The sequence below is a fragment of the Nonomuraea antimicrobica genome (assembly GCF_039536965.1).
In the GTDB taxonomy this organism is placed as follows: domain Bacteria; phylum Actinomycetota; class Actinomycetes; order Streptosporangiales; family Streptosporangiaceae; genus Nonomuraea; species Nonomuraea antimicrobica.
Genome location: NZ_BAAAZP010000102.1, coordinates 165,665 through 185,579 on the forward strand (window position 1 = coordinate 165,665; position 19,915 = coordinate 185,579).

Here is a 19,915-nt window from a genome sequence, read left to right on the forward strand (position 1 = left end):
CCCGACCTGCGAGAGCGAGCTCATAGGTCGGCGAGAGGGCGGTCAGCAGGGTGCCGGCGAGAACGATGACGACTGCAATCCGCAGAATTCTCCGATGCCCGAACATGTCGCCGAGTTTGGAGAGCAGCGGGACACACACAGCAGCCGTGAACGTCTGCAAGGTGGCGAACCAGGTCATGTTCGCCGCCGTCACCGCGTAATGCTCGGCAATGGCGGGCAGCAGGGGACCGTAGTAGCTCTGAACGAATCCACTGGCGAATTCGCAGAAGACGAGAAATCCGACGATGGCGCGGGCAGATGGAATGCGTGTCGACTTGGCGATAGCTGTCATCTGGGAGCTTTCTGGCTGAAGTAGTCAGAGCGCCGCGCGTCACGCCGCTCTGACGGGCCGACGATCCCGTACGATACGCTACGTTCCGTACCGAAACAACAGGCGCGGCCAACTGCCAGGTTCTGCCGGTAGATCGAGGGGAGGGAGACCGCGTCGACGGGTCACCAGCGAACGGGGACCTCTTGCAGGCCGCCGACCAGCAGCCCTTCCACGCGCCGCAGTTCTTCGGCCGGGACGGCCAGTTCGAGGGTCGGCAGCCTGCGCAGCAGGGTCTCCAGCGCGACCTGCATCTCCGTACGTGCCAGGGCCTGGCCGAGACAGGAATGCGGGCCGGCGCTGAAGGCCAGGTGCGGGTTGGGGGTGCGGCCGAGGTCCATCTGGTCGGCGTGGTCGAAGACGTTCTCGTCACGGTTGGCGGAGGCTATGGCGCACACCACGGTGGTCCCGGCCGGCAGCGCCTGCCCGCCGATCTCGGTCTCCTCCGGCAGGTAGCGGCGCAGCCCGAAGCCGTGGTTGACGTCGAAGCGCAGCGACTCCTCCACCGCGGTGCGCACCAGGGACGGGTCGGCCAGCAACCGCTCCCACCGGGTACGGTCGGCCAGCAGCATGGCGACCATCTTGCCGATCGCGTTGGCGGTGGTCTCGTGCCCGGCGACCAGCAGCCCCATCGCCGTGGTGAGCAGCTCGGCGTCGGACATGCCCTGTCCTTCGCCTTCGCTCTCCCGCACCAGCATGCCGATCAGGTCGTCGGTCTGATCGGCCCGCTTGGCGGCGATGTGGGCGGACATGTACTGGGTGAACTCGCCCATCGAGGCGCGGGTCTCCTCCCGGGAGTAGCGCGTGACGCTCAGCAGCATGTCGGACCAGCGGGAGAAGCGGTGGCGGTCGTCGGCGGGCACGCCCAGCATGTCGCAGATGACGTACACCGGCAGCGGGAAGCCCACGTCGGCCTTGAGGTCGGCGGGCGCGCCCTTGCGCACCATGTCGTCGATGAGGTGCTCGGTCGTCACGGTCATCGAGGGGCGCAGGGCCGCCATGCGCTTGGCGGTGAAGTACTTGCCCACCATGCGGCGCCAGCGCCGGTGCGGCTCGCCCTCGTCCGGGATCGCCATGGTGGAGTCGCCGGTGGCGACGCCGCCGCCTGAGCCCTCGGGAGCGATGCGGGCGGCGTTGTCGGCGGCGGTGGGGCGGGCGAAGCGGGAATCGGTCAGCAGGGTCTTGATGTCCTCGTGGCGGGTGAGCATCGTGGCGTGGTCGCCGCTGGGCAGTTCGATGGTGGCCATCGGGCACTGGCCGCGCAGCCGCGCCCACTCCTTCGGCGGCTCCAGCGCCGTGTCGTAGCCCAGCGGGTAGGGCAGAACCTCGTCGTTGTGGCTCATGGGTCTCCTTGGTGAACGATCGGTGTCGGTACGTCGGAGCGGCGTGCACTATGCACATAGTAAGCATAATGCACAAAAAATGCATGATGCTTCTCTTGGGCATCATGCAATCTGCCGTATCGTGCAGGTGAACACATGCGCGATCGGAGGTTCGCCCCTATGGACGCCGAGCAGGCGAGCGCCCGCCTCGAGTGGGAGCTGATGATTCTCACGCGGCAACGCGAGCAGGCCATGCTGCAGGTCAGGCCCGGAGATGAGCGCCTGGATCGCAGCGCCTACGTCCTGCTGAGCCGGCTCGAAGTGCAGGGCCCCATGTCCATCGCGGATTTCGTCGACGCCTTCGGCCTGGCCGCGTCCACCTTCAACCGGCAGACCGCCGCCCTGCTGCGGGACGGACTGGTCGAACGCACCCTCGACCCGAACGGCAGCGTGGCCCGCAAGTTCCGCATCACGGCGGAAGGCAGCCGACGCCTGACCTCCGACCGCCGCCAGGTCGTCAACGGCCTGGCCATGGTGCTGACCGACTGGCCGCCCGAGCGCCTGGAGCGATTCATCGCCGACTTCCAGCAGTTCAACGAGGACATCGAACGCCTCACCGGGCGCCCCTGGCCACGTCCGGCCGCGGCCACGACGCCGCCCACCGGAGGTTAGCCGGCCGGGTCAGGTGGCCTGCAGCAGCTCGGCCAGGTCGGCGGGCATCGGCATGGGCTGGGTGAGGCCCACGGTCGCGCGGCCGGTGTTGCCCTCGGGATAGCGGCCCAGCGCCGAACCTGGCGCGGCCACGATGATTCGGATGACCTGGCCGAACGCCTCGCGGCGGTCGCGTTGGCGGATGGCGAGGGTGAGCATGGCGATGTGGTTGGCCGTGTGCGGCCAGGGCCAGGGCTGGGACAGGATGTGGGCGCGCTCCAGGTGCCGCCAGCGGGCCTCCGGGTCGGTGCTGACGCGGGCAGCGCGCATCTCGGCCTGGTAGGCGGCCCGTACGGTGACGGGCATCGGACGGCTGGTCATGGGGTGGGTCCTTCCGGTCGCTCATGGGCAGGGCGGGTGGCGATGATCCGGATCAGCGGGTCGAGGGTGTGGCCGCGGTGGCGGGGATGACGGTGCGGTACTTGCCGCCGGCGTTCTGCCGCGGCGGCTCACCGGCGCGTTCGATGGCTACGTGGGCCAGGCCGTGGCGGGCCAGCAGCTCGCTGAGGCGGGTCTCGACCTGCTGCCAGACGATGTCGGGGTCGGCACCGGGGGCGGGGTGCAGCCGGATCCGCAATGCGGCCGGTGCGGTCTGGACGATCTGGAACAGCTCCAGCCCCGGCACGGCCTCCAGCAGGGTGGCCAGCGGCAGCGGGGCGAGGGAGGCCGGCTCACCGCCGTCGGCCCGAGGGAAGGTGAGCAGGTCCGCGGCGCGGCCCTGGACGCGGACGGCCGGGCCTGGGTGGCCGCACGGGCAGTGGCCGAGCCGGGTCTGGACGGCGTCGCCGAGGTCGTAGCGCAGGATCGGCTGGATGCGGTTGGCCAGGTTGGTCAGCAGCACGGTGTGGGAGGGCCGACCGGCCGGGACCGGTCGATACTGCTCGTCGACGGGTTCGAGGATGGCCCAGTCGGCGTTGAGGTGCATCCAGCCGTGTTCGCAGCCGTAGGACAGGAACGGGCACTCGTTGGCGGCGTAGCTGGTGCGTACCTTGGCGTTCAGCGCGGCCGCGATGCGTGTGTGCTCCGGCAGCGGCAGACCTTCGGCGCTGAGCACCATCAGGGCGGGGTCGATGCGCAGCCGTCCCGCTTCGGCCTCGCCGGCCAGCAGCGCGCCGATGCTGGCGTAGGGCGCCAGTACCGCCGGGCGGAAGGCGTTCAGCCGCTCGACCAGCTCGTCCAGCGGCTGCTGCACGCTGAAGACGGCGACGCGGGAACGGCCGCGCAGCCGGGCGGCGGCCACGGTGGAGGCGAAGTGCCCGCCGACCGGTGCCACCAGCGCCATCCGGCCCCCGCCGCGCGCGATCCGCGCCACATCCCGCATGTTCAGCCAGCCGAGCAGCATCCGCGCCATCATCGCGCCGGCCACCGCGGCTGCGCGGTCGTCCTGCAGGAAGATGCCATGGGTGCCGGTGGTGCCGGAGGTGGTGGTCAGCGTGTAGCGGCCGGCGAACGGCTCCCCGATCCGGGCCGGGTCGTCGGCGAATGCCCTGGCCGCGGTGAACGTGACGGCGGGGTCAGTGACCCAGTCGTCGAAGGCGGCCATCAGCTCGCTCTTGCGGGTGACCGGCAGCTCGCCCAGATCGGCCCCTTCGGCTGGAAGGCTCCGGTACAGGTGCCGATAGTAGGGCGAACGCGTACGGGCCCAGGCCACCAGCTCGGCCAGGCGGGTGTGCTGCCGGGTGGCCATCGCCCGCTCGCCGCCCGCCTTGGCCCGGCGGGCGTCGGCCAGCAGTCGTAACGTCGAGACCTTCATCGCTGGGGGTGTCCTTCCTGGTGTCCGGCAGGGCCAAGGCGACCAATCGCGAATTCAAGCTATCATCACTGTATAGCGATGAATAAAGAGCGTGGGTAGTGCCTGAACGTCGACATCGCAGCGGGTCTGCCGTGCGGCCCGGGGTGGAGGCCGCTCGGTTGGGCGGCAATGGAGCGGACCGTGCTCGGTCACTTCGACTATCTTCTACACTCCGTAGAAAAGTTGGTCGGTGGTGAGGAGTCGCACGTGCCGCAGCAACAGGACCGGGCCGAAGCCAGGCGCGCCAAGGTCGATGCCATGCGCGCGGAAGAAAGGCAACGCTCCGCGCGCAGGAAGAACGTGACCATGTCGGTCGCTGTCATCGGGGTTTTCGCCGTGGTGGCGGCCGTGTGGCTGGCGATCAGCAGCATGGGTTCAGGCGCGGGCAGGACGGGCGAAGGCGCTGCGGCGGCCGGTGCGCCGCAGGTGGTCCGTGAGGACAGCCACCGGCTGCAGACAGCCGCGGACGGCAAGGTGACGCTGGTGGAGTTCCTCGACTTCGAATGCGAAGCGTGCAAGGCGTACTTCCCCACGGTCGAACAGCTCCGCAAGGACTACGCGGGGAAGGTCACCTTCGTCGCCCGCTACTTCCCGATCAGCAGCCACTTCAACGCCGAGCGGGCCGCCCGCGCCGTGGAGGCCGCCGCGCAGCAGGGCAAGTTCGACGCGATGTACCAGCAGATGTACCAGACCCAGACCCAGTGGGCCGAGAAGCAGGTACCCGCCGACGCGTTCTTCCGCACGCTGGCCGAGGGATTGGGCCTGGACATGGCCGCCTGGGACAAGGCATACGAGGACCCGGCCACGCTGGAGCGGGTGAAGAAGGACGCTGCCGACGGCGAGGCGCTGGGCGTGCAGGGAACCCCGACGTTCTTCCTCAACGGCAAGAAGATCGAACCCCGTTCCTCCGACGAGTTCAAGGCGGCCATCGATGCGGCGCTCGCCCAGTGACACCGCGCCCCCCGTGGGCGTCACCCCCGCCATGGCCGATGCCATCGAGCCCGAGGCCGAGCCTGAGCCCGAGGTCGAATCCGAGGTCGAGCCCTTCCCACGCCTGCTGCCACGGCTGCTGTTCGTCGGCGGTGGGATCGGGCTGATCGCGGCCTTCGTGCTGACGATCGAGAAGGTCGCTCTGCTGGAGGACCCGTCCTACGTGCCCAGTTGCAGCATCAACCCGGTGCTGTCCTGCGGCTCGATCATGCGTACGGCGCAGGCGGAGCTCTTCGGCTTCCCCAACCCGCTGCTGGGTATCGCCTCGTTCGCCATCGTCACCACGGTCGGAGCCGTGCTCCTGGCCCGAGCGGCGTTGCCGCGTTGGTTCTGGCTGGGCCTGCAGGCCGGCGTCACCGGCGGCGTGGTCTTCGTGCACTGGCTGATCTTCCAGAGCCTGTACGTCATCGGCGCGCTGTGCCCGTACTGCATGATCGTGTGGGCGGTGACCGTGCCCATCTTCTGGTACGTCACCCTGCACAACGTGGTCCGGAGGCATCTGCCCGCTTCGGCGGCCGTGCGCCGCCTGGCCGGGACGCTCGCCACGTACCACAGCGTGCCGCTCACGGTCTGGTTCCTCGCCCTCGTGGCCATGATCGGGGTCAGGTTCTGGGACTACTGGAGCACCCTGGTCTAGGCGTTGCCTGGACGCGGCCCTACATGCCGGGCATCGTGTGGGTGGCGGCCTCGACGTCTCCGCCCACCCGCTGTTGCAGAGCATGGAGGAGGTCCATGCTCGCCACCACAGCCCATTGTTCGCCGACGAGGTAGGTTCCGCCGTACATCTGGGCGGCGTCCAGCCATTCCCGCTTGCCCTTCTCGGTGGCGAAGGTGACGATCGTGTAGCGCCCTGCGGCCGTCTGGCACGCCGCCTGGCGCAGTTCGGCGGCATCGGTCTGCACCTTCAGTGACGTGCAGGCGGCCTTCGACGCCAACTCCTCTATGCTCGCCGCCGGGGCGGCGGTGGCGACCGGGGCAGGCGCCGTCGCATGGTGCTGCGCGCTCTGCCGAGGTGGCGCGACAGGGGAGGCGCAAGCCGTGGCGAGGAGGAGGAGTGCTGCTGTGACCGGGCGGCGGAGTCGTCCTGGGCCGACCCGTTTCATGTGATCGATGGTGTCGCGCCGCTCCTGCATGATCACTACCTCCTGCTTCTGATCGAGATCTCCATCGGTTGGCGTTCTGCGAGCTGTCCGGCTTCTAGAGTTCATAGAAGCAGGCATGCGGTACGTGCGGCGGCGAATCGGCCTTCCCAGACCAGATGTGAGGGCTTACGTTCTCCTGTGCCGCTGTTTCAGGAAATATGCGGATTTCGGGTTCGCGGCCGTCTCTCGCGGGGCCGCACTCGTTCGCGCTCGGCCGGTTCGCGCGTTCTGCCGGTAGCCTTCTGGCGGGTGTAGAGGCAGTTGGAGGGTGTAGATGGTGCGGCTCGGCAACCTGGAGCGGTCGATCATGGAAGCTCTCTGGAGCCGTCCGGAGGGGATGTTCGCTCAGGACATCGCGCAGGGTCTGCCGTCCCAACCGGCCGTGACGACGGTCCTGACGGTCTTGGTCAGGCTGTCACACAAGGGCCTGGTCTCCCGCGAGAGAGTGGGGCGGGCACACCTCTACAAGGCGACCGAGGGCAGAGACGCCTTCGTCGCCGAAGTCATGCGTGCCGCGCTCGAAGAGGCCGGAGATCTCGAAGCGACCGCGCAGCACTTCGTGGGCACGGTGACGCCCGAGATGGCCGAGGCCCTGCGTGAAGCGCTCAACGTACGGAACGGACCGGTGGCGTGATCATCTGGTTGGTGGCAGCCGGTGTCGCGCTGGCGCCGATCGCGCTCGGCGGCCGGATCGCGCGACGGCTCGCCACGGCCTCGTGGACGCACCGCTCCCCTCGGGCCGCCCTGGCGCTCTGGCAGGCCATCTGCCTGGCCGGTGGCCTGGGCGCGGTGGGGGTCGGTCTCGTGGCGGCCGTGGCGCCGCTGGCGGCGGTCTTCCCGCACGGCGCGCACACCCTGGCCCGCCAGATCGTCAGCGGCGATGGGCTGGACGGCCTGGGCGGCCTCCATGTCGCGGCCCTCGCCTGGTCGGTCGGACTGATCGTGTGGCTGCTGGTCCACACCACCAGGGTCACGGTGAAGACGGTCCGCCGGCAACGGCGTCAACGTCTGCTCGTCGACGTGGTGGCCGACCATTGCGCGGTCCACGACGCGTATGTGCTGCCGACTCACGAGAGAGTCGCCTACTGCCTGCCTGGCAGGCGGGGGCGCGTCGTACTGAGCCAGGGCACTCTCGACCTGCTCAGCGCGCACGAGTTGGAGGCCGTGCTCGGGCACGAACGCGCCCATGCCCGCGGTCGTCATGATCTGGTTCTGCTGCCGTTCATCGCGCTGGCCCAGGCGTTCCCCTGGCTTCCCGCGGCCCGGGCGGCACGTGAGACCGTGCCCCTGCTGCTGGAGATGATCGCTGACGACCACGCCCGCCGAGCTCACGGCGAGGTCGTACTCGCCCAGACCCTCGTTCGGATGGCCACCCCGCGCTTCGACGACGGGGCGCGAATGTTCGCCCTGGCGGATGCCGCTGTCGCCGAACGGGTCGGCCGCCTGCTTCGCCACCACGAGCGTCCGCCATGGGTGCCGGCCGCGGCCTACGCAGCCGCCACCCTGCTGCTCAGCGGCCCGTCCGCGGTGCTGGTGGCCCCTCTGCTGTGCGTCACCATCTGGAACATCTGACACCCGAACGACCGGGTTTCTCCATGAGGCACATGCCTCAGGATTCCGGAGCCTCCTGGTGATTCCCTGAGGGGGCGGCAGGGTTGCCGGGCTCGTTGGCCTGATCTTCGGCGGCCTTGGCCCGTGCCTCGGAGCGCATCAGGTGGACGACGCCCGCGATGAACGCTCCACCCACCACCAGCGGAGGAACGAGCGCGGACACGATCTCGAACATATCGTGCACCCTTCCGTGGGCATGAACTTCTACGTAGCGTCGAATGCAGCGTACTGTGCGCTCCCGTCGGTGGCGGGCCCGGCTCTCCGGTGAGGGGGCGCCTGCTGATGTTCGACATAATGTAGAAGTTGTGCCGGCGTGGACGGACGCGGCAGCACACAGCGGAAGCACGTCCCGATCTGACCGTTCTCGCCCTCAAGGACGGAACCATGCCCTCTCGAACCATCCGCCTCCTGCTCGCGGCTGGCGGCGCCGCGCTCGCCACGCTCGCCGCCGGCCTGATCGCTGGAGGGGCAGCCGTCACCACGGTGATCGTCGGCCTGCCCGATGCCGGTGCCATCACTCGCTGGGGACTTCCCGTCGCGAAGCTCGGAGCGGATCTGGCGGCGACCGCCACCATCGGACTGCTGCTCGTCGCCACGATCTTGCTGCCGTCCGGCAAGGGGCTGCTGTCGTCAGAGGCCAGAAGGTACGTTGACGGCGCATCATGGGCCGCATCGGCCTGGGCCGTCGCGACCGCTTTCACCTTCGTCTTCACCCTCTCCGACGTTCTCGCCGTTCCCGTTTCGCAGTTGCTGAGCGTCGAGGCCATGGTCAGCTTCGCCACCTCGATCCCGCAGGGCGGCGCGCTCCTCTCGGTGCTCATGCTGGCCACCGGGATCGCGTTCTTCGCCAGAGGGGTCGTCACCGTCAACGCCGCGGCGTGGCTGCTGGGCGGCGGCCTGCTCGCCCTGCTGCCGCCGGTGCTCACCGGCCATTCGGCGAGCTCGCCCAATCACTCGATGGCGATCGTCGGACTCGGGTTGCACCTTGTGGCGCTCGCCCTCTGGGTCGGCGGCCTTGCGGTCGTCACCGTGCACGCCCTGCGCAAGGGCGCGGATCTGCGGATCGCCGTCCAGAGGTTCTCCCGGCTGGCACTGTGGTGCTTCATCGGCGTCGGGGTGAGCGGCGTGGCGAGCGCCGCCGCCCGGCTCACCGAGTTCGGGCAGGTGTTCTCCTCCTCGTACGGTCTCCTCATCGTCGCCAAGACCGCGGCCCTGACCGTACTGGGCGTCTTCGGATGGCGGCACCGTCGCCGGAGCATAGGAGAGCTTGGGGCGGGCAGGCCGCGCGCCTTCCTCCGGCTGGCGGTCGGCGAAGTCGTGATCATGGCGGCCACCATGGGATTGGCAGTGGCGTTGGCGCGTACCTCGCCGCCGCCGAACGACCTCATCACCGACCAGGTCCGGGCCCTTCTCGGCTATGCGATGCCGCCGGAGCTGACCGCCGGACGGCTGGCGACCCTGTGGCGGCTGGATCTCTTCTTCGCGATTCTGGCGACCGCGGCGACGGTGTCGTACCTGGCCGGTGTCGGGCGGCTACGCCGTCGCGGCGATAGCTGGCCACTGCGCCGAACCATCGCGTGGCTGCTCGGCGTGACACTCACCGTGGTGTTCACGCAGAGTGGCATCGCCACTTACGCCCCCGTCCTGTTCAGCATGCACATGATCCAGCACCTGGGGCTCGCCATGCTCGTCCCGATCTTCCTGGTGCTCGGCGCGCCTGTGACCCTGGCGCTGAGAGTGTTGAAGCCGGCCGTCAAGCGGGGCGACCGCGGCCCGCGAGAGTGGATCGTCGCCGTGCTGCACAGCCGGTTCGTCGAAGTGGTCTCACACCCGGCGCTGGCCATGGTCCTCTTCATCAGCAGCTCGTACGCGCTCTACTACACCTCCCTGTTCGAGACGGCGATGCGTCAGCCCGTGGGACACATCCTCATGAACACGCACTTCCTGCTGTCCGGAGTGCTGTTCTTCTGGGTGATCATCGGCGTCGACCCCGGCCCCCGGAAGCTGCCGTACATCGCCAAACTGGGCACGCTGATGATGACCATGCCGTTCCACGCGTTCTTCGGCATCTCGATGATGATGATGGGCAAGTCGGTCGCCGCCGGCTGGTACGACGGCCTCGGCCGTACGTGGGGATCCTCGGTGCTGCAGGACCAGAACGTGGCGGGCGGAATGGCCTGGGCCTTCGGGGAGATACCGACGATGATCGTGGTCATCACCATCGCGGTGCAGTGGGGTTTCAGCGATCACCGTCAGGCGCGTCGAGAGGATCGGCACGCGGAGCGTGACGGCGATGCGGATTTGACGGCCTACAACGACTACCTGGCGAAGCTGAACAAACGTTCCCCTCAATAGTCGCCGGTCGCGCTGATCGCCGCCCTTGTGCCCGCCGGGCATCCTCGGTTACGGGCGGATGGCGCCGAGCAGGCGGTTGCGCCAGTAGCCGTCGAGTGAGACCACCTTGATGACGTCGCCGGTCTGAGGGGCGTGCACCATCTTTCCGTTGCCGGCGTACATGCCCATGTGCCCCAGCCCTTTGCTGAAGAGCAGGTCGCCTGGTTGCAGCGCGTTCAAGGGAATGCGCCGGTTGGCACCCCAGGCCCACTGGGTCCACGTCGTACGCGGTAGCTCCACCCCTGCGGTACGCCACGCGGCCTGGGTGAAGCCGGAGCAGTCGAAGGAGTCGGGTCCGGTGCCGCCGTACCGGTAGGGCTTGCCCACCTGGGCGAAGGCGAACTGGAGCGCCGAGCGGGCATTGCCTGAGGCCGGGCCGGTGTACTGGATGCCGGGGCTGTTGGGGTCGCCCGTCTGGAAGGCGCCGAGCCTGCGCAGGAGCTTGGTCTGCTCGTCGACCAGCTTGTCGACCTTCTTCTTCTCGTCCTGCGCCTTGGTGCGTGCGGTTTCGGTCTCTTTCAGGACGCCCTTGGCCGTTTCGCGCCGGTCCCGAAGCTCCTTGGTCGCCGCCTCGAACGCTTTGATCTTGGCCGCCCTGTCTTGGGCGATCTGCTCAAGTGAGGCCATGCCGCCGAGGACCGCCTCCGGGCTGCCCTGGGCGAGTAACCGCTGCCAGCTCGTCGACGGGCCGAACTGGTAGTTGTGCACAGCCACCGCGACGAGGTCCTGGCGCAGGGCGTCGGCCTCCGCGTTCTTACGGCCGAGTTCGGTGTTCAGCCCGTTGTACCGATTCTTGGCCTTCTTGTACGCTTCGGTGGCTTGGTTGTACCGCTCGACCAGTTGGTCGGCCTGCTCGTTCAGCTTCACCAGTTTGGCTCTGGCCTTGGCCGGTGACGGATCGGCGACAGCAGGACCGGGATCGGAGACCAACGCGGCCACGATCAGCGCCGTGGCCACCATTGCTCGCCCAAGCCACGTCGGCACGGCCACTACGACGCCTCCTCGTAAATCTCCGATCCTGGGCCGAAATAGTACAGAAGTTGAGGCGGCGTCTGGCCTGTTCGCTGCAATCGTGACGACGGATCCGCATGTACTATCCGCCATAATCGACGGCATCGTCCTGCGGAGCTGCGGGGCACCGCGCGAGCGGGCTCTGGAGAGCGTCCTAGGTGATGCTGGTGATCGGCGACGCGTTTCGCCGATCACCAGCGCCTTTCACGACCGCGTCCTCGTGGACCAATCAGGTCCTGGAGTCGGCTAGCGGACGCGGATGAAGACCGGGTTGGAGTAGAACCACAGGTCCTCCCACGGGCTCTCCTTGCCGTCGGCCTGCGGCTCCATCTCGTCGGTGCTGGTGCCGCGCACCCGGAGGTAGCTGTCCTGGCCCACGTCGCGCAGGGTGTGGCGGATGACGAGATCCCGGCCCTGCTTCCGCCAGTCGTTGGGGCCGAAGCGGGCCACGACCTTGGTGGTGGGGTTGGTGTCGGCGTCGAGGTTCGCGCTCACGCCGGTGACCTGGCCGACGATCAGGTCGACGCGCTTCACCTCGGGACGGTCGCCGTTGGCGTTCTCCCCGTCCAGCGGGCGGAAGCGGATCTCCACCTCGACGTCGCCGCGGTTGCGGTTGCTGACCACGAGCGTCTCGCTCACGGTGGCGCGGCGGCCCTGGTTGCTGGCGGTGACGTCGAGGGCGGTGATCAGGTCACCGGTGGTGACGAAGATCCGGCCGTTGCGCAGGGCGTCCATGATGTCGCCGTAGTCCTGGCGGGCCGCCACGTAGGTCTTGCTGTACTCGCCGGGCCAGAAGTCGGAGCCGCCGCGGGTCCAGTGCACGTGCGAGTCGGAGGTGGCGGTGATCCACCAGTGCCGTCCTTCGCCGAGCAGCGAGTCCCACAGGCCGCCGACCCGGGCGGTCATCTGGTCGAAGCCGCCGTAGGTGGGGTGGTTGCCGTACCCGCCGCGCGCGCCGCCGATCAGCGGGCCCGCCTGGTGGCCGGGGGCGCCTTCGAAGCCGACGTACACGTCAGGGGCGGCGTTGTTGCCGTCGCGGAACTCGCGCGGAGTGTCCTGTCCCCACACGCCCAGCCCGGTCGCCGACCGGGACGCGTGGTGGGCGATCACCAGCGGCTTCTGCTGCATGCCGCGGGCGGCCTTGAGGAACTCCACCATCTTGGCCTCGGTGTCGCGGGCCGGGTCGGTGGGGAAGGCGTCCAGCTTGGCGAAGCGGCTTTCCAGCTCGAACAACTGCTGCGCCTCGTCGGAGTGGTGCGGGATCATCAGGGTGTGGTGGTCGAGCTTCGGCGCGTCGAACTCCATGCCCCAGAACTGCAGCACCTCGGGCACGAGCACCCGCGAGCGCAGCAGGTCGGGGTAGGCCTGCTCCAGGTTCACCTTCGAGTGCGTCGGGCCACCGTGGTCGGTGCACATCGCCCAGGTCAGGCCGAAGAACTTGGCCATGATCGCGTTGGTGACGATCGGATAGACCGCGTCGGCGCCCTTGTGGAAGGTCGGCGGGTTGGTCTTGGTGTCGAACTCGCCGCTGTACTCCGAGTGGATGTGGTGGTCGCCCGCGCGCCACATCCGGCCGTTGTTGCCGCCGTTGCCGAACTTGCGCTCGTCCTCGGCCTGCGCCGGGGTGCCGCCCACCAAGGGGGCGGCCGCGGCCAGCGTCGCGCCCACACCGGCGTACTTGACCAGGCGGCGCCGGGAAAGCCCGGACTGCTCGGTCTCCTCGGCCTTCTTGTTCCTCACGGTGATGCCTCTCATACTGCTTCGAGATTGGGGAGTGCCAACCCACGAGCCTTCAAGGAAGGGTTGAACGCGGCATGAACGGAGATCACGACAAAAGAGAATAAGTCGGACATGTTGAACTTTTGATAAGAGGGGATAGTTCTCCGGAACTAGGCAGGTCAGTGCCCGCGCGTGATGTGGCGGGTACGACCCGGTTCCTACGCTCTGGCGTGTGCTCAAACGTCTTGTCCCGGCCCTGCTCGTGCTGCCGGCCCTGCTGCTCACCTGGGCAGGGCCCGCGGCGGCGCACGGGCGCAGCGGGGAGGCCGACGCGCGGTTCGCCCAGACGATAGCCGGCATGGAGCTCACCGTCGTGGTGCGGGCCAGCGTGCGGGTCCCCGCCCCGTTACAGGTGGACGTGGTCGCGCACACGCCCGGCCCAGGCGGCCGGGTGGACCTCGCGATCAGGTCCGTCGAGGACGGCGGCTCCGCGGCCGGCGCGGTGCGGATCGAGCCGGGCCGGCCCGGGATGTATCCGGCGATGCTGTCGGTGGACCGGGTGGGCCCGCACGAACTGGAGGTCCGCGCCGGCGGGGAGCGCTCGGTGCTGCCGCTCACCGTGCTGGTGTCGAGCACGCCGCTGTGGGAGGTGGTCGTGTACGCGGCCTTCGCCTGCGCGGCAGTGGCGCTGATCGGCGCCATGGCGGGCGCGCTGCTGTCGAGGCGGGCCGTCGCCGGAGGCTTCGCCGGCGGATTCGTGGTGGCGACGGTGGTGGCGTTCACCGCCGGGGTGCTCTCCCCGTGGTTCGCGCCGACGCCGCCCAGGGGAGCGCCGCCCGCGCCGCCCCAGGAGGCGACGCCGCTCGGGCGGCCGAACGCGCAACCGCTGGTCGAGGTGGAGCCCGGACGGCCCGCCCGCGGATCGGAGTTCCTGCTGCGCGTGCGGCTGTTCGACGGCTCGACCGGCCATCCGGTGGACGACCTGGTCGAGCACCATGCTGCGCTGTCGCACGTCGTGGTGACCAGCCAGGACGGCTCGTACTTCCGTCACGTGCACCCCCTGCGCACGGCGCCGGGGACGTACGAGTTGCGGCTGCGCGCGCAGGCGGAGGGTCGGTACCGGGTGTACGCCGAGTTCGAACGGACCGACGCGGGCGGGCAACTCGTCACCGGCGACTTCACCGTCGGCGACCCGGCGGACGAAGGCGACGCGGCAGAGGAGGGGACGCCGCCGGTCGGGAGCGCGGACGTCCTGGCCGTCGAGCCCGCGCGGCCGGTGGCCGGCACCCCCGTACGCATCACGCTCGACACCGGCGTCACCGGCCTGCAGCCGTGGCTCGGCATGGCCGGGCACCTCATCGTCCGGAGCAGGGACGGAGGCTACCTCGGCCACGTCCACGAGGCCGGCTCGATGACGTCCGGCTCCGAGCAGCCGCCTGACGAGTCCGTCGCGCAGTACGGGCCCCGGCTGGAGTTCACCTTCAGCTTCCCCCGGCCGGGCCGCTACCTGGCCTGGATCCAGTACGCCAGGAACTACGAGATCGTCACCGTGCCGCGCGTCATCGACGTCGGGGCCGAGGGGAGCGCGCGATGAGGCGGCGGGTGGCGTACCTCGTCCTGCCCATCCTGCTGCTGGCGGCCGGAATCGGGTGGCTCCTGCGCGGCGGGAGCGGCCCAGGGCCGGTGCAGCTGCCGGGCAGGGGCGCGCACTACTCGGTCGTCGTGGCGCTCGACCCGAGCACCGGCCCACTGGAGGCGCGGGTCGAGATCGACCCGGCCGCGCCCGCGGAGGTGTCGCTGTTCGGGGTGATGCCCCACATGGGGCACACGACCGCCGAACTCGCCGCGCGGCCCGAGAACGCCGGGCGCTACGTGGCGCGCGGCGAACTGTTCACCATGCCGGGCGCCTGGGAGATCGGCGTCCGGGTACGCGGTGCCGCGGGCACCGAGGTCATCAAGGTCAACACACTGGTCGGAGAGTAGGAGACGCCTCATGGCGACAAGATCCACGACGGGTCCGCCGAACCGTGCGGACAACCCGGACAGCGTCGGGGCGGTCCGCGACGTGCCGCGCCGGGAGGTCACCGGCGCCTGGTTCCTGCTGGCCGGCTACGCCACACTGCTGGTCGGCATGGTGTGGGACGGTCAGTGGCACGGCGACGTCGGGCCCGACAACTTCTGGACCGCGCCCCACCTGCTGCTCTACGCGGGCACCGGCATCATCGGCCTGACCTGCCTGACCGTGGTGCTGCTCTCCACCTGGGCGCGCGGCCCGGCGACCGAGACCCCCTCGGTGCGGGTGCTGCGCACCTTCCGCGCGCCGTGGCCGTTCCTGGTGGGCGGGCTGGGCGCGGCGGCCAACCTCCTGTACGGCGGAGCCGACCTGTGGTGGCACGACCTGTACGGATTCGACATCGCGATCGGGGCGACGCCCTCGCACCTCGGGCTCAGCCTGGCCATCCAGACGGAGATCTTCGCCATGGTCATGGCGTTCGCCGTGCTGCGGCGTACCCGATCCGAGCGGTGGGGGCTGGTGCTGGCGGTCGGCCTGGCCACCCTCGGCTCGACGTCGCTGTTCGGCCAGCTCTCCGAGCTGGTCCTGGACTGGGTGCCGGGCCTGGCGCCGCGCGTGATCGGGCTCGGCGCGGTGGCCGCGCTCATGCTGAGCCTGGTCGTCGGGCTCACCCGTGGCTGGCGCTGGCCCGCCGCGGCGGGACTGATGTTCCTGGCCGTCCAGGGCGGGCTGGCGTTGTTCGCGCCCGCGGCCACCCGCTGGTACGCCGAGGCGATCGGCCAGCCGATGCGCGACTACACGACCAACCTGCCGCAGTCGCTGGTCGGCTTCCCCGTCACGTTCCCGCTGGTGGCGCTGCTGGCCGGCGGGATGGTCGCGTGGGCCGTACGGCGTGGCGTGGGTCCGTCGCGGATCACGGCCGCGGTCGGCGCGCTGGCCGGGCTCAACACGGTGCTCTTCTACCAGTTCCTGGGCATGGAGATGAACCTGCTGGTCACGACCCTGGCGGTGACCGCCGTCGGGGCGGGGACGGGCTGGCTGGGCTGGGAGTGCGCCACCCTGCTGCGCCGGTTCGGCGTACGGGTGCCAGGGGCGGTGGCGGCATGAGGCGGGCTCTGACGGCCATGGCCGCGGTGGCCGTGGTGGCGCTCTTCGCCGCAAGTCCTGCGGCGGCCGCGCCACCGTTGCCGGGTGAGATCGTGCACACTGAGACGGTACGGATGAGCGACCAGTCCGCGATCACCGTATCGTTCACCAGGTGGCCCATCCGCGCGCTCGAGTCCCTCGACTTCACCTTCGAACCCACCGGCGGCATCGCGGGGCGCACCGGGCTGGTCACGACGGTCGCACCCAATGGCGACCGGCGCGGGCTCAAGGGCATCTTCCTGCAGCGGCGCGGTGACAGCATCGTGCTGCCGCGGCACCCGAGGGCGCGGCAGGTCTGGGGGCTGGACGTCGTCGCGATGCCGGAGGAGGGCACATGGCGGTTCGAGTTCGCCGTGGAGGGGCCGGGCGGGACCTCGACGGGCGTGCTGCCGATCCAGGCGATCGCGCCGCCGGGGCCGCCGCTCCCGCTGAGCTGGACGATCGCGCTGGCACCCTGGGCGCCGGTGGCGCTGCTGCTGATCGGCGGCTGGCGGCGCGGCAGGCGGATCAGGCAGAGCGCCAGACCCACCTGGAGTGGATGAGCGAGGGCCTGCTGGCACTCCTCCCCCCGCTGGTCGGCTGGCTGGTCGGGCTGGCCGGCGAGCTGGGGGACGCGGCGCCGGTGCTGCTGGCGGTGACCTGCGCGCAGTCCGTGGCGCTGATGTGGTCGCGGCGCTTCCCCCTGACCGTGCTGGCCGTGGCCATCGGGCTGGAGCTGGTGCTGGCCGCGCTGAAGATGCCGGTCATGGTGGCGCCCCTGGTCGCCGCGTCCCGTCTCGGGGCGTGGGGCCGGGGGAGCCGCCGGGTGGTCGGCATCGCCGCCGTGCTGGCGCTGCTGCTCATCGGCCTGCCGCTGACGCTCTTCAGCATCGGCGACCCGATACGGGTGCTGGCCGTCTACGCCGCCGTCGCGGTGCTCTTCGTCGGGTTCTGGGCGGTGGGGCGGGTGGACGGGCGCCAGCGTGACCGGATCAGGGAGTTGCAGGAGCGCTCGTGGCGGCTGGAGGCGGAACGGGCGCAGGCCGAACGGCGGGCGGCGGAACGCGAGCGGGCCCTGCTGGCCAGAGAGCTGCACGACATACTCAACCACTCGGTGACGACGATGGTGGTCGACGCCGAGGCGGGGGCCGACACCCGCGACGAGATGGAGGAGACGCTCCGCCGCGTGGCCCACACGGGCAGGGAGTCCCTCGCCGAGCTGCGACGGCTGCTCGGCGTCCTCAGGGAGGCGCCGCCAGGCCACGACCCGCTGGCGCCCCCGCCGCGGCTGGCGCAGCTCGACGACCTGGTGTCGGCCGTGCCGCCGGGCGGACCCCGGGTGCTGCTGACCCGCGAAGGAGACGTACGGCAGGTCGACGCCAGCATCGAGCTGGCCGCCTACCGTGTCGCGCAGGAGGCGCTGACCAACGTCGCCAAGCACGCCGGCGCCGTCGAGGTGCGCGTGCTGCTGCGCTACGAACCGTCGCGCCTGACCGTCCGCGTCACCAATCCGGTACGCGGCCGGACCGGCACGATCGGGAACGGGGCAGGGGTGGGGCTGGTCGGCATGCGCGAACGAGTCGAGCTGCTGGGCGGCTCGGTACGCGTGAGCGACGGCCCCGGCACCTTCGAGGTGTGCGCCGTGCTGCCGCTGCGGAGCCTGGCATGACCGCCGTCCGGGTCCTGGTGTGCGACGACGAGCAGTTGCTCCGCGAGGCGCTGGTCCGCCTGGTCGGGGCGGCCGACGACCTGACCGTGGTGGGCGCGGTGGGCGACGGCGCGGCGGCGGTCGCGGCCGCGGCCGAGCACCGGCCTGACGTGGTGCTGATGGACATCCGCCTGCCGGGCATGGACGGCATCGAGGCGACCCGCCGCATCGTCGAGCGGAACGCGGGCGGGCCGACCCGGGTGCTGATCCTGACGACGTACGACCTGGACAGCTACGTCTACGCCGGCCTGCAGGCCGGGGCAAGCGGGTTCCTGCTGAAGGACGCGCCGGGCGAGCGGATCCGCGACGGCATCCGGATCGTCGCGGCGGGCCAGTCGGTGCTCGCGCCCGAGGCGACCACCCGCATGATCGAGGCGCTGCGGCCCATGCTGCCGACCGCCGAGGACCGCGCGCTGCAGGAGTCGGCCGCCCGGCTCACCGAGCGCGAGCGGGAGGTCTGCGAGCTGATCGCGCTCGGGTTGTCCAACGACGAAATTGCGCGGCGGCTCGTCATCAGCCGCTACACCGTGAAGGTGCACGTGTCGAGCATCCTGACCAAGCTCGGCCTGCCGGATCGCGTCCACGTACTGATCTCGTGGTCGCGACTGCGCGGCTTTCGTGATGACAGGCGGCCCCGGGCGGGCAGCACCTAGACCGCGCCTGGCCGCCCGGTACGCGCGGAACCGCCGTGCTAGTCGTTGATCCTGCCGTTGACGGTGAGGTCGCCGTCCACGTACAGGCCGTTGTAGCCGTAGGTGGTGATCTTCTCCGTGCCTCCATCGGAGACACTGAAGTCGCCCTCTACCCAAAGGCCGCTCTTGCCGACCGTGGTGATCTTCTCGGTGCCGCCGTAGGAGACGCTGAAGTCCTGGTTGGCGGACAGTCCTCCGTTGACGTCGCAGTCGCTGCTCGCCGTGAGTCTGCCGACGACGACGAGGGTGTCGTCCAGCGTGACTCCCTCGTTCACCTGAAGGCGTCCGCGCATACTGGTGTCGCCGTTGACGAAAAGACCTTCGGAGGTGAGGTCCCCCGAGACGTCGCAGTCGCCGTCGATCTGGCAGGACCGCGTCACCGTCGCAGCGCCGGCCTCCAACACGTCGGTGGTGAGGGTGTTCGAGACGGAGAGGCCGTCGTTCGCGGTCAGCTTCCCGTAGACGCCGAGTGAGCCGTTGACGGTGAGCTCGCTGAGCGTCGGGTTGGTGATGGTGATCGTGATGGTGGCGTACCGGTCGACCGTCCCGAAGCCGGTGGAGTTCTTCTTGGACGCCTTCAGAGTGAACGTGGTGTCGTTGGCGATCGCGCCCGCGGGGACGGTCCAGGTGGTCTCGGGGCCTTCGTGGAGGACCGTGCCGTCGCCGCCGTACAGGTGGAAGGAGTCGCCGTTGCTCTCCCAGGTGAGCGAGATCTCGTCGCCGGCGTTGAACTTGGTCCTGGGGATGGTCGGCTCGTTCGGGGTGGCGGCCAGGAGGTTGTGCAGGTAGAACGGGGGCTCTGCGGTGGGCAGCGTCAGCATGAGCGGGTCCTTGCGGGTGTAATGGCCGTCGGTCGTGCTGGAGGTTTCTGTGACCAGGCAGGTGAGCAGGCTGCCGGTGGCGTCGGCGGCGAGCTTGCCGGTGATGGTCAGCGTCATCGGCTGGTCGATGTGCCGGAACTGCGCCGGCCCGCCCTGCCGGGGCTGGAAGATGACGTGGTGGTAGTTCGTGTCACTGGCCAGGCCGAGTTCCCGCCCGGACACCAACTCCACGGACGCGATCTGCCACTTGTCGTTGTCGGTCGACGATTGCGGAGCTTCGGTGAAATACGCCCCCGCGTCCTGTGGTTCACCGACCGGGACGGCGATGTCGATCTTGTTGCAGTAGACGTTCTGCCCGTCAGGGCTGGACACGATGACATCGATGCTGTTGGCGGCGGGATCGTCAGGACTGCCCGCTTGAAGCGGAGCCGGGCTGGTGACGGTGCGGTAGAGCAGCAGACGGGGGGCGTCGGGCATGCGGGAGCCTCCGAACGGG

At 69.8% G+C, this 19,915-nt stretch carries 20 protein-coding genes and 1 pseudogene; 12 read left to right on the plus strand and 9 right to left on the minus strand.

Annotated features, from left to right (window positions below):
- Positions 1–4: 4 nt before the first annotated feature.
- Together ABD844_RS53315 and ABD844_RS29490 are read right to left on the minus strand one after the other, a co-directional pair.
- Positions 5–331, minus strand: a pseudogene (locus tag ABD844_RS53315) (MFS transporter); the annotation flags it as partial.
- Between the two features lie 161 nt (positions 332–492).
- Complete coding sequence (locus ABD844_RS29490; protein WP_344885188.1) at positions 493–1,710, minus strand: cytochrome P450; 1,218 nt, start codon at positions 1,708–1,710, stop codon at positions 493–495.
- A gap of 135 nt (positions 1,711–1,845) precedes the next feature.
- Between ABD844_RS29490 and ABD844_RS29495 the strand changes: the two genes are divergently transcribed.
- Positions 1,846–2,361: a MarR family winged helix-turn-helix transcriptional regulator gene (locus tag ABD844_RS29495; RefSeq protein ID WP_344885191.1), complete on the plus strand. Its 516-nt coding sequence runs from the start codon at positions 1,846–1,848 to the stop codon at positions 2,359–2,361.
- 9 nt (positions 2,362–2,370) lie between these two features.
- On the opposite strand, the gene ABD844_RS29500 is transcribed toward ABD844_RS29495, so the two are convergent.
- Both ABD844_RS29500 and ABD844_RS29505 read right to left on the minus strand, forming a co-directional pair.
- Entirely contained in the window at positions 2,371–2,721 is a 351-nt protein-coding gene (locus ABD844_RS29500; RefSeq protein ID WP_344885194.1) for a DUF3703 domain-containing protein, read from the minus strand.
- Positions 2,722–2,773: 52 nt separating this feature from the next.
- Positions 2,774–4,153 (minus strand): phenylacetate--CoA ligase family protein, encoded by a 1,380-nt coding sequence (locus ABD844_RS29505; RefSeq protein ID WP_344885197.1) that lies wholly within the window; start codon positions 4,151–4,153, stop codon positions 2,774–2,776.
- Positions 4,154–4,333: 180 nt separating this feature from the next.
- On the opposite strand from ABD844_RS29505, the gene ABD844_RS29510 reads away from it, so the two are divergent.
- On the plus strand, positions 4,334–5,143 hold the full coding sequence (locus ABD844_RS29510) for a DsbA family protein (protein ID WP_344885200.1): 810 nt from the start codon (positions 4,334–4,336) through the stop codon (positions 5,141–5,143).
- Positions 5,124–5,819: a vitamin K epoxide reductase family protein gene (locus ABD844_RS29515; protein WP_344885203.1), complete on the plus strand. Its 696-nt coding sequence runs from the start codon at positions 5,124–5,126 to the stop codon at positions 5,817–5,819. The genes ABD844_RS29510 and ABD844_RS29515 overlap by 20 nt, the downstream gene beginning before the upstream one ends.
- A gap of 19 nt (positions 5,820–5,838) precedes the next feature.
- On the opposite strand, the gene ABD844_RS29520 is transcribed toward ABD844_RS29515, so the two are convergent.
- Positions 5,839–6,321, minus strand: coding sequence for a hypothetical protein (locus ABD844_RS29520; protein ID WP_344885206.1), 483 nt, complete (start codon positions 6,319–6,321; stop codon positions 5,839–5,841).
- A gap of 277 nt (positions 6,322–6,598) precedes the next feature.
- On the opposite strand from ABD844_RS29520, the gene ABD844_RS29525 reads away from it, so the two are divergent.
- Together ABD844_RS29525 and ABD844_RS29530 are read left to right on the plus strand one after the other, a co-directional pair.
- Positions 6,599–6,958 carry a BlaI/MecI/CopY family transcriptional regulator gene (locus ABD844_RS29525; protein ID WP_344885209.1) on the plus strand — a complete coding sequence of 120 codons (360 nt, stop codon included), beginning with the start codon at positions 6,599–6,601 and terminating at the stop codon, positions 6,956–6,958.
- A complete protein-coding gene (locus ABD844_RS29530; protein ID WP_344885212.1) occupies positions 6,955–7,896 on the plus strand; it encodes a M56 family metallopeptidase in 942 nt (313 codons plus the stop codon). Before ABD844_RS29525 ends, ABD844_RS29530 begins: the two co-directional genes overlap by 4 nt.
- Before the next feature lie 37 nt (positions 7,897–7,933).
- Here the strand turns inward: ABD844_RS29530 and ABD844_RS29535 are convergent, their stop codons facing one another.
- A complete protein-coding gene (locus ABD844_RS29535; protein ID WP_344885215.1) occupies positions 7,934–8,110 on the minus strand; it encodes a hypothetical protein in 177 nt (58 codons plus the stop codon).
- A 209-nt stretch (positions 8,111–8,319) separates the two neighbouring features.
- On the opposite strand from ABD844_RS29535, the gene ABD844_RS29540 reads away from it, so the two are divergent.
- A complete protein-coding gene (locus ABD844_RS29540; protein ID WP_344885218.1) occupies positions 8,320–10,290 on the plus strand; it encodes a bifunctional copper resistance protein CopD/cytochrome c oxidase assembly protein in 1,971 nt (656 codons plus the stop codon).
- Positions 10,291–10,338: 48 nt separating this feature from the next.
- Here the strand turns inward: ABD844_RS29540 and ABD844_RS29545 are convergent, their stop codons facing one another.
- Both ABD844_RS29545 and ABD844_RS29550 read right to left on the minus strand, forming a co-directional pair.
- Positions 10,339–11,313 (minus strand): C40 family peptidase, encoded by a 975-nt coding sequence (locus ABD844_RS29545; protein WP_344885221.1) that lies wholly within the window; start codon positions 11,311–11,313, stop codon positions 10,339–10,341.
- 273 nt (positions 11,314–11,586) lie between these two features.
- On the minus strand, positions 11,587–13,080 hold the full coding sequence (locus ABD844_RS29550) for a CehA/McbA family metallohydrolase domain-containing protein (RefSeq protein ID WP_344885224.1): 1,494 nt from the start codon (positions 13,078–13,080) through the stop codon (positions 11,587–11,589).
- Positions 13,081–13,291: 211 nt separating this feature from the next.
- Here ABD844_RS29550 and ABD844_RS29555 point away from each other — a divergent pair, with 211 nt between their 5' ends.
- Genes ABD844_RS29555 through ABD844_RS29580 form a run of 6 tightly spaced genes read left to right on the plus strand, consistent with a single transcriptional unit; the run spans position 13,292 to position 18,559 of the window.
- Positions 13,292–14,653 (plus strand): hypothetical protein, encoded by a 1,362-nt coding sequence (locus tag ABD844_RS29555; protein ID WP_344885227.1) that lies wholly within the window; start codon positions 13,292–13,294, stop codon positions 14,651–14,653.
- Complete coding sequence (locus tag ABD844_RS29560) at positions 14,650–15,042, plus strand: hypothetical protein (protein WP_344885230.1); 393 nt, start codon at positions 14,650–14,652, stop codon at positions 15,040–15,042. Before ABD844_RS29555 ends, ABD844_RS29560 begins: the two co-directional genes overlap by 4 nt.
- Positions 15,043–15,052: 10 nt before the next feature.
- A complete protein-coding gene (locus tag ABD844_RS29565) occupies positions 15,053–16,180 on the plus strand; it encodes a hypothetical protein (RefSeq protein WP_344885233.1) in 1,128 nt (375 codons plus the stop codon).
- Positions 16,177–16,761 carry a hypothetical protein gene (locus ABD844_RS29570; RefSeq protein WP_344885236.1) on the plus strand — a complete coding sequence of 195 codons (585 nt, stop codon included), beginning with the start codon at positions 16,177–16,179 and terminating at the stop codon, positions 16,759–16,761. The genes ABD844_RS29565 and ABD844_RS29570 overlap by 4 nt, the downstream gene beginning before the upstream one ends.
- The gene (locus tag ABD844_RS29575; protein ID WP_344885239.1) at positions 16,758–17,867 is read left to right on the plus strand and encodes a sensor histidine kinase; all 1,110 of its coding nucleotides are present in this window, start codon (positions 16,758–16,760) and stop codon (positions 17,865–17,867) included. Before ABD844_RS29570 ends, ABD844_RS29575 begins: the two co-directional genes overlap by 4 nt.
- Positions 17,864–18,559, plus strand: coding sequence for a response regulator (locus tag ABD844_RS29580; protein WP_344885242.1), 696 nt, complete (start codon positions 17,864–17,866; stop codon positions 18,557–18,559). Before ABD844_RS29575 ends, ABD844_RS29580 begins: the two co-directional genes overlap by 4 nt.
- A 38-nt stretch (positions 18,560–18,597) precedes the next feature.
- Here ABD844_RS29580 and ABD844_RS29585 read toward each other — a convergent pair whose 3' ends face one another.
- Positions 18,598–19,896 (minus strand): hypothetical protein, encoded by a 1,299-nt coding sequence (locus tag ABD844_RS29585; RefSeq protein ID WP_344885245.1) that lies wholly within the window; start codon positions 19,894–19,896, stop codon positions 18,598–18,600.
- Between the last annotated feature and the right edge of the window lie 19 nt (positions 19,897–19,915).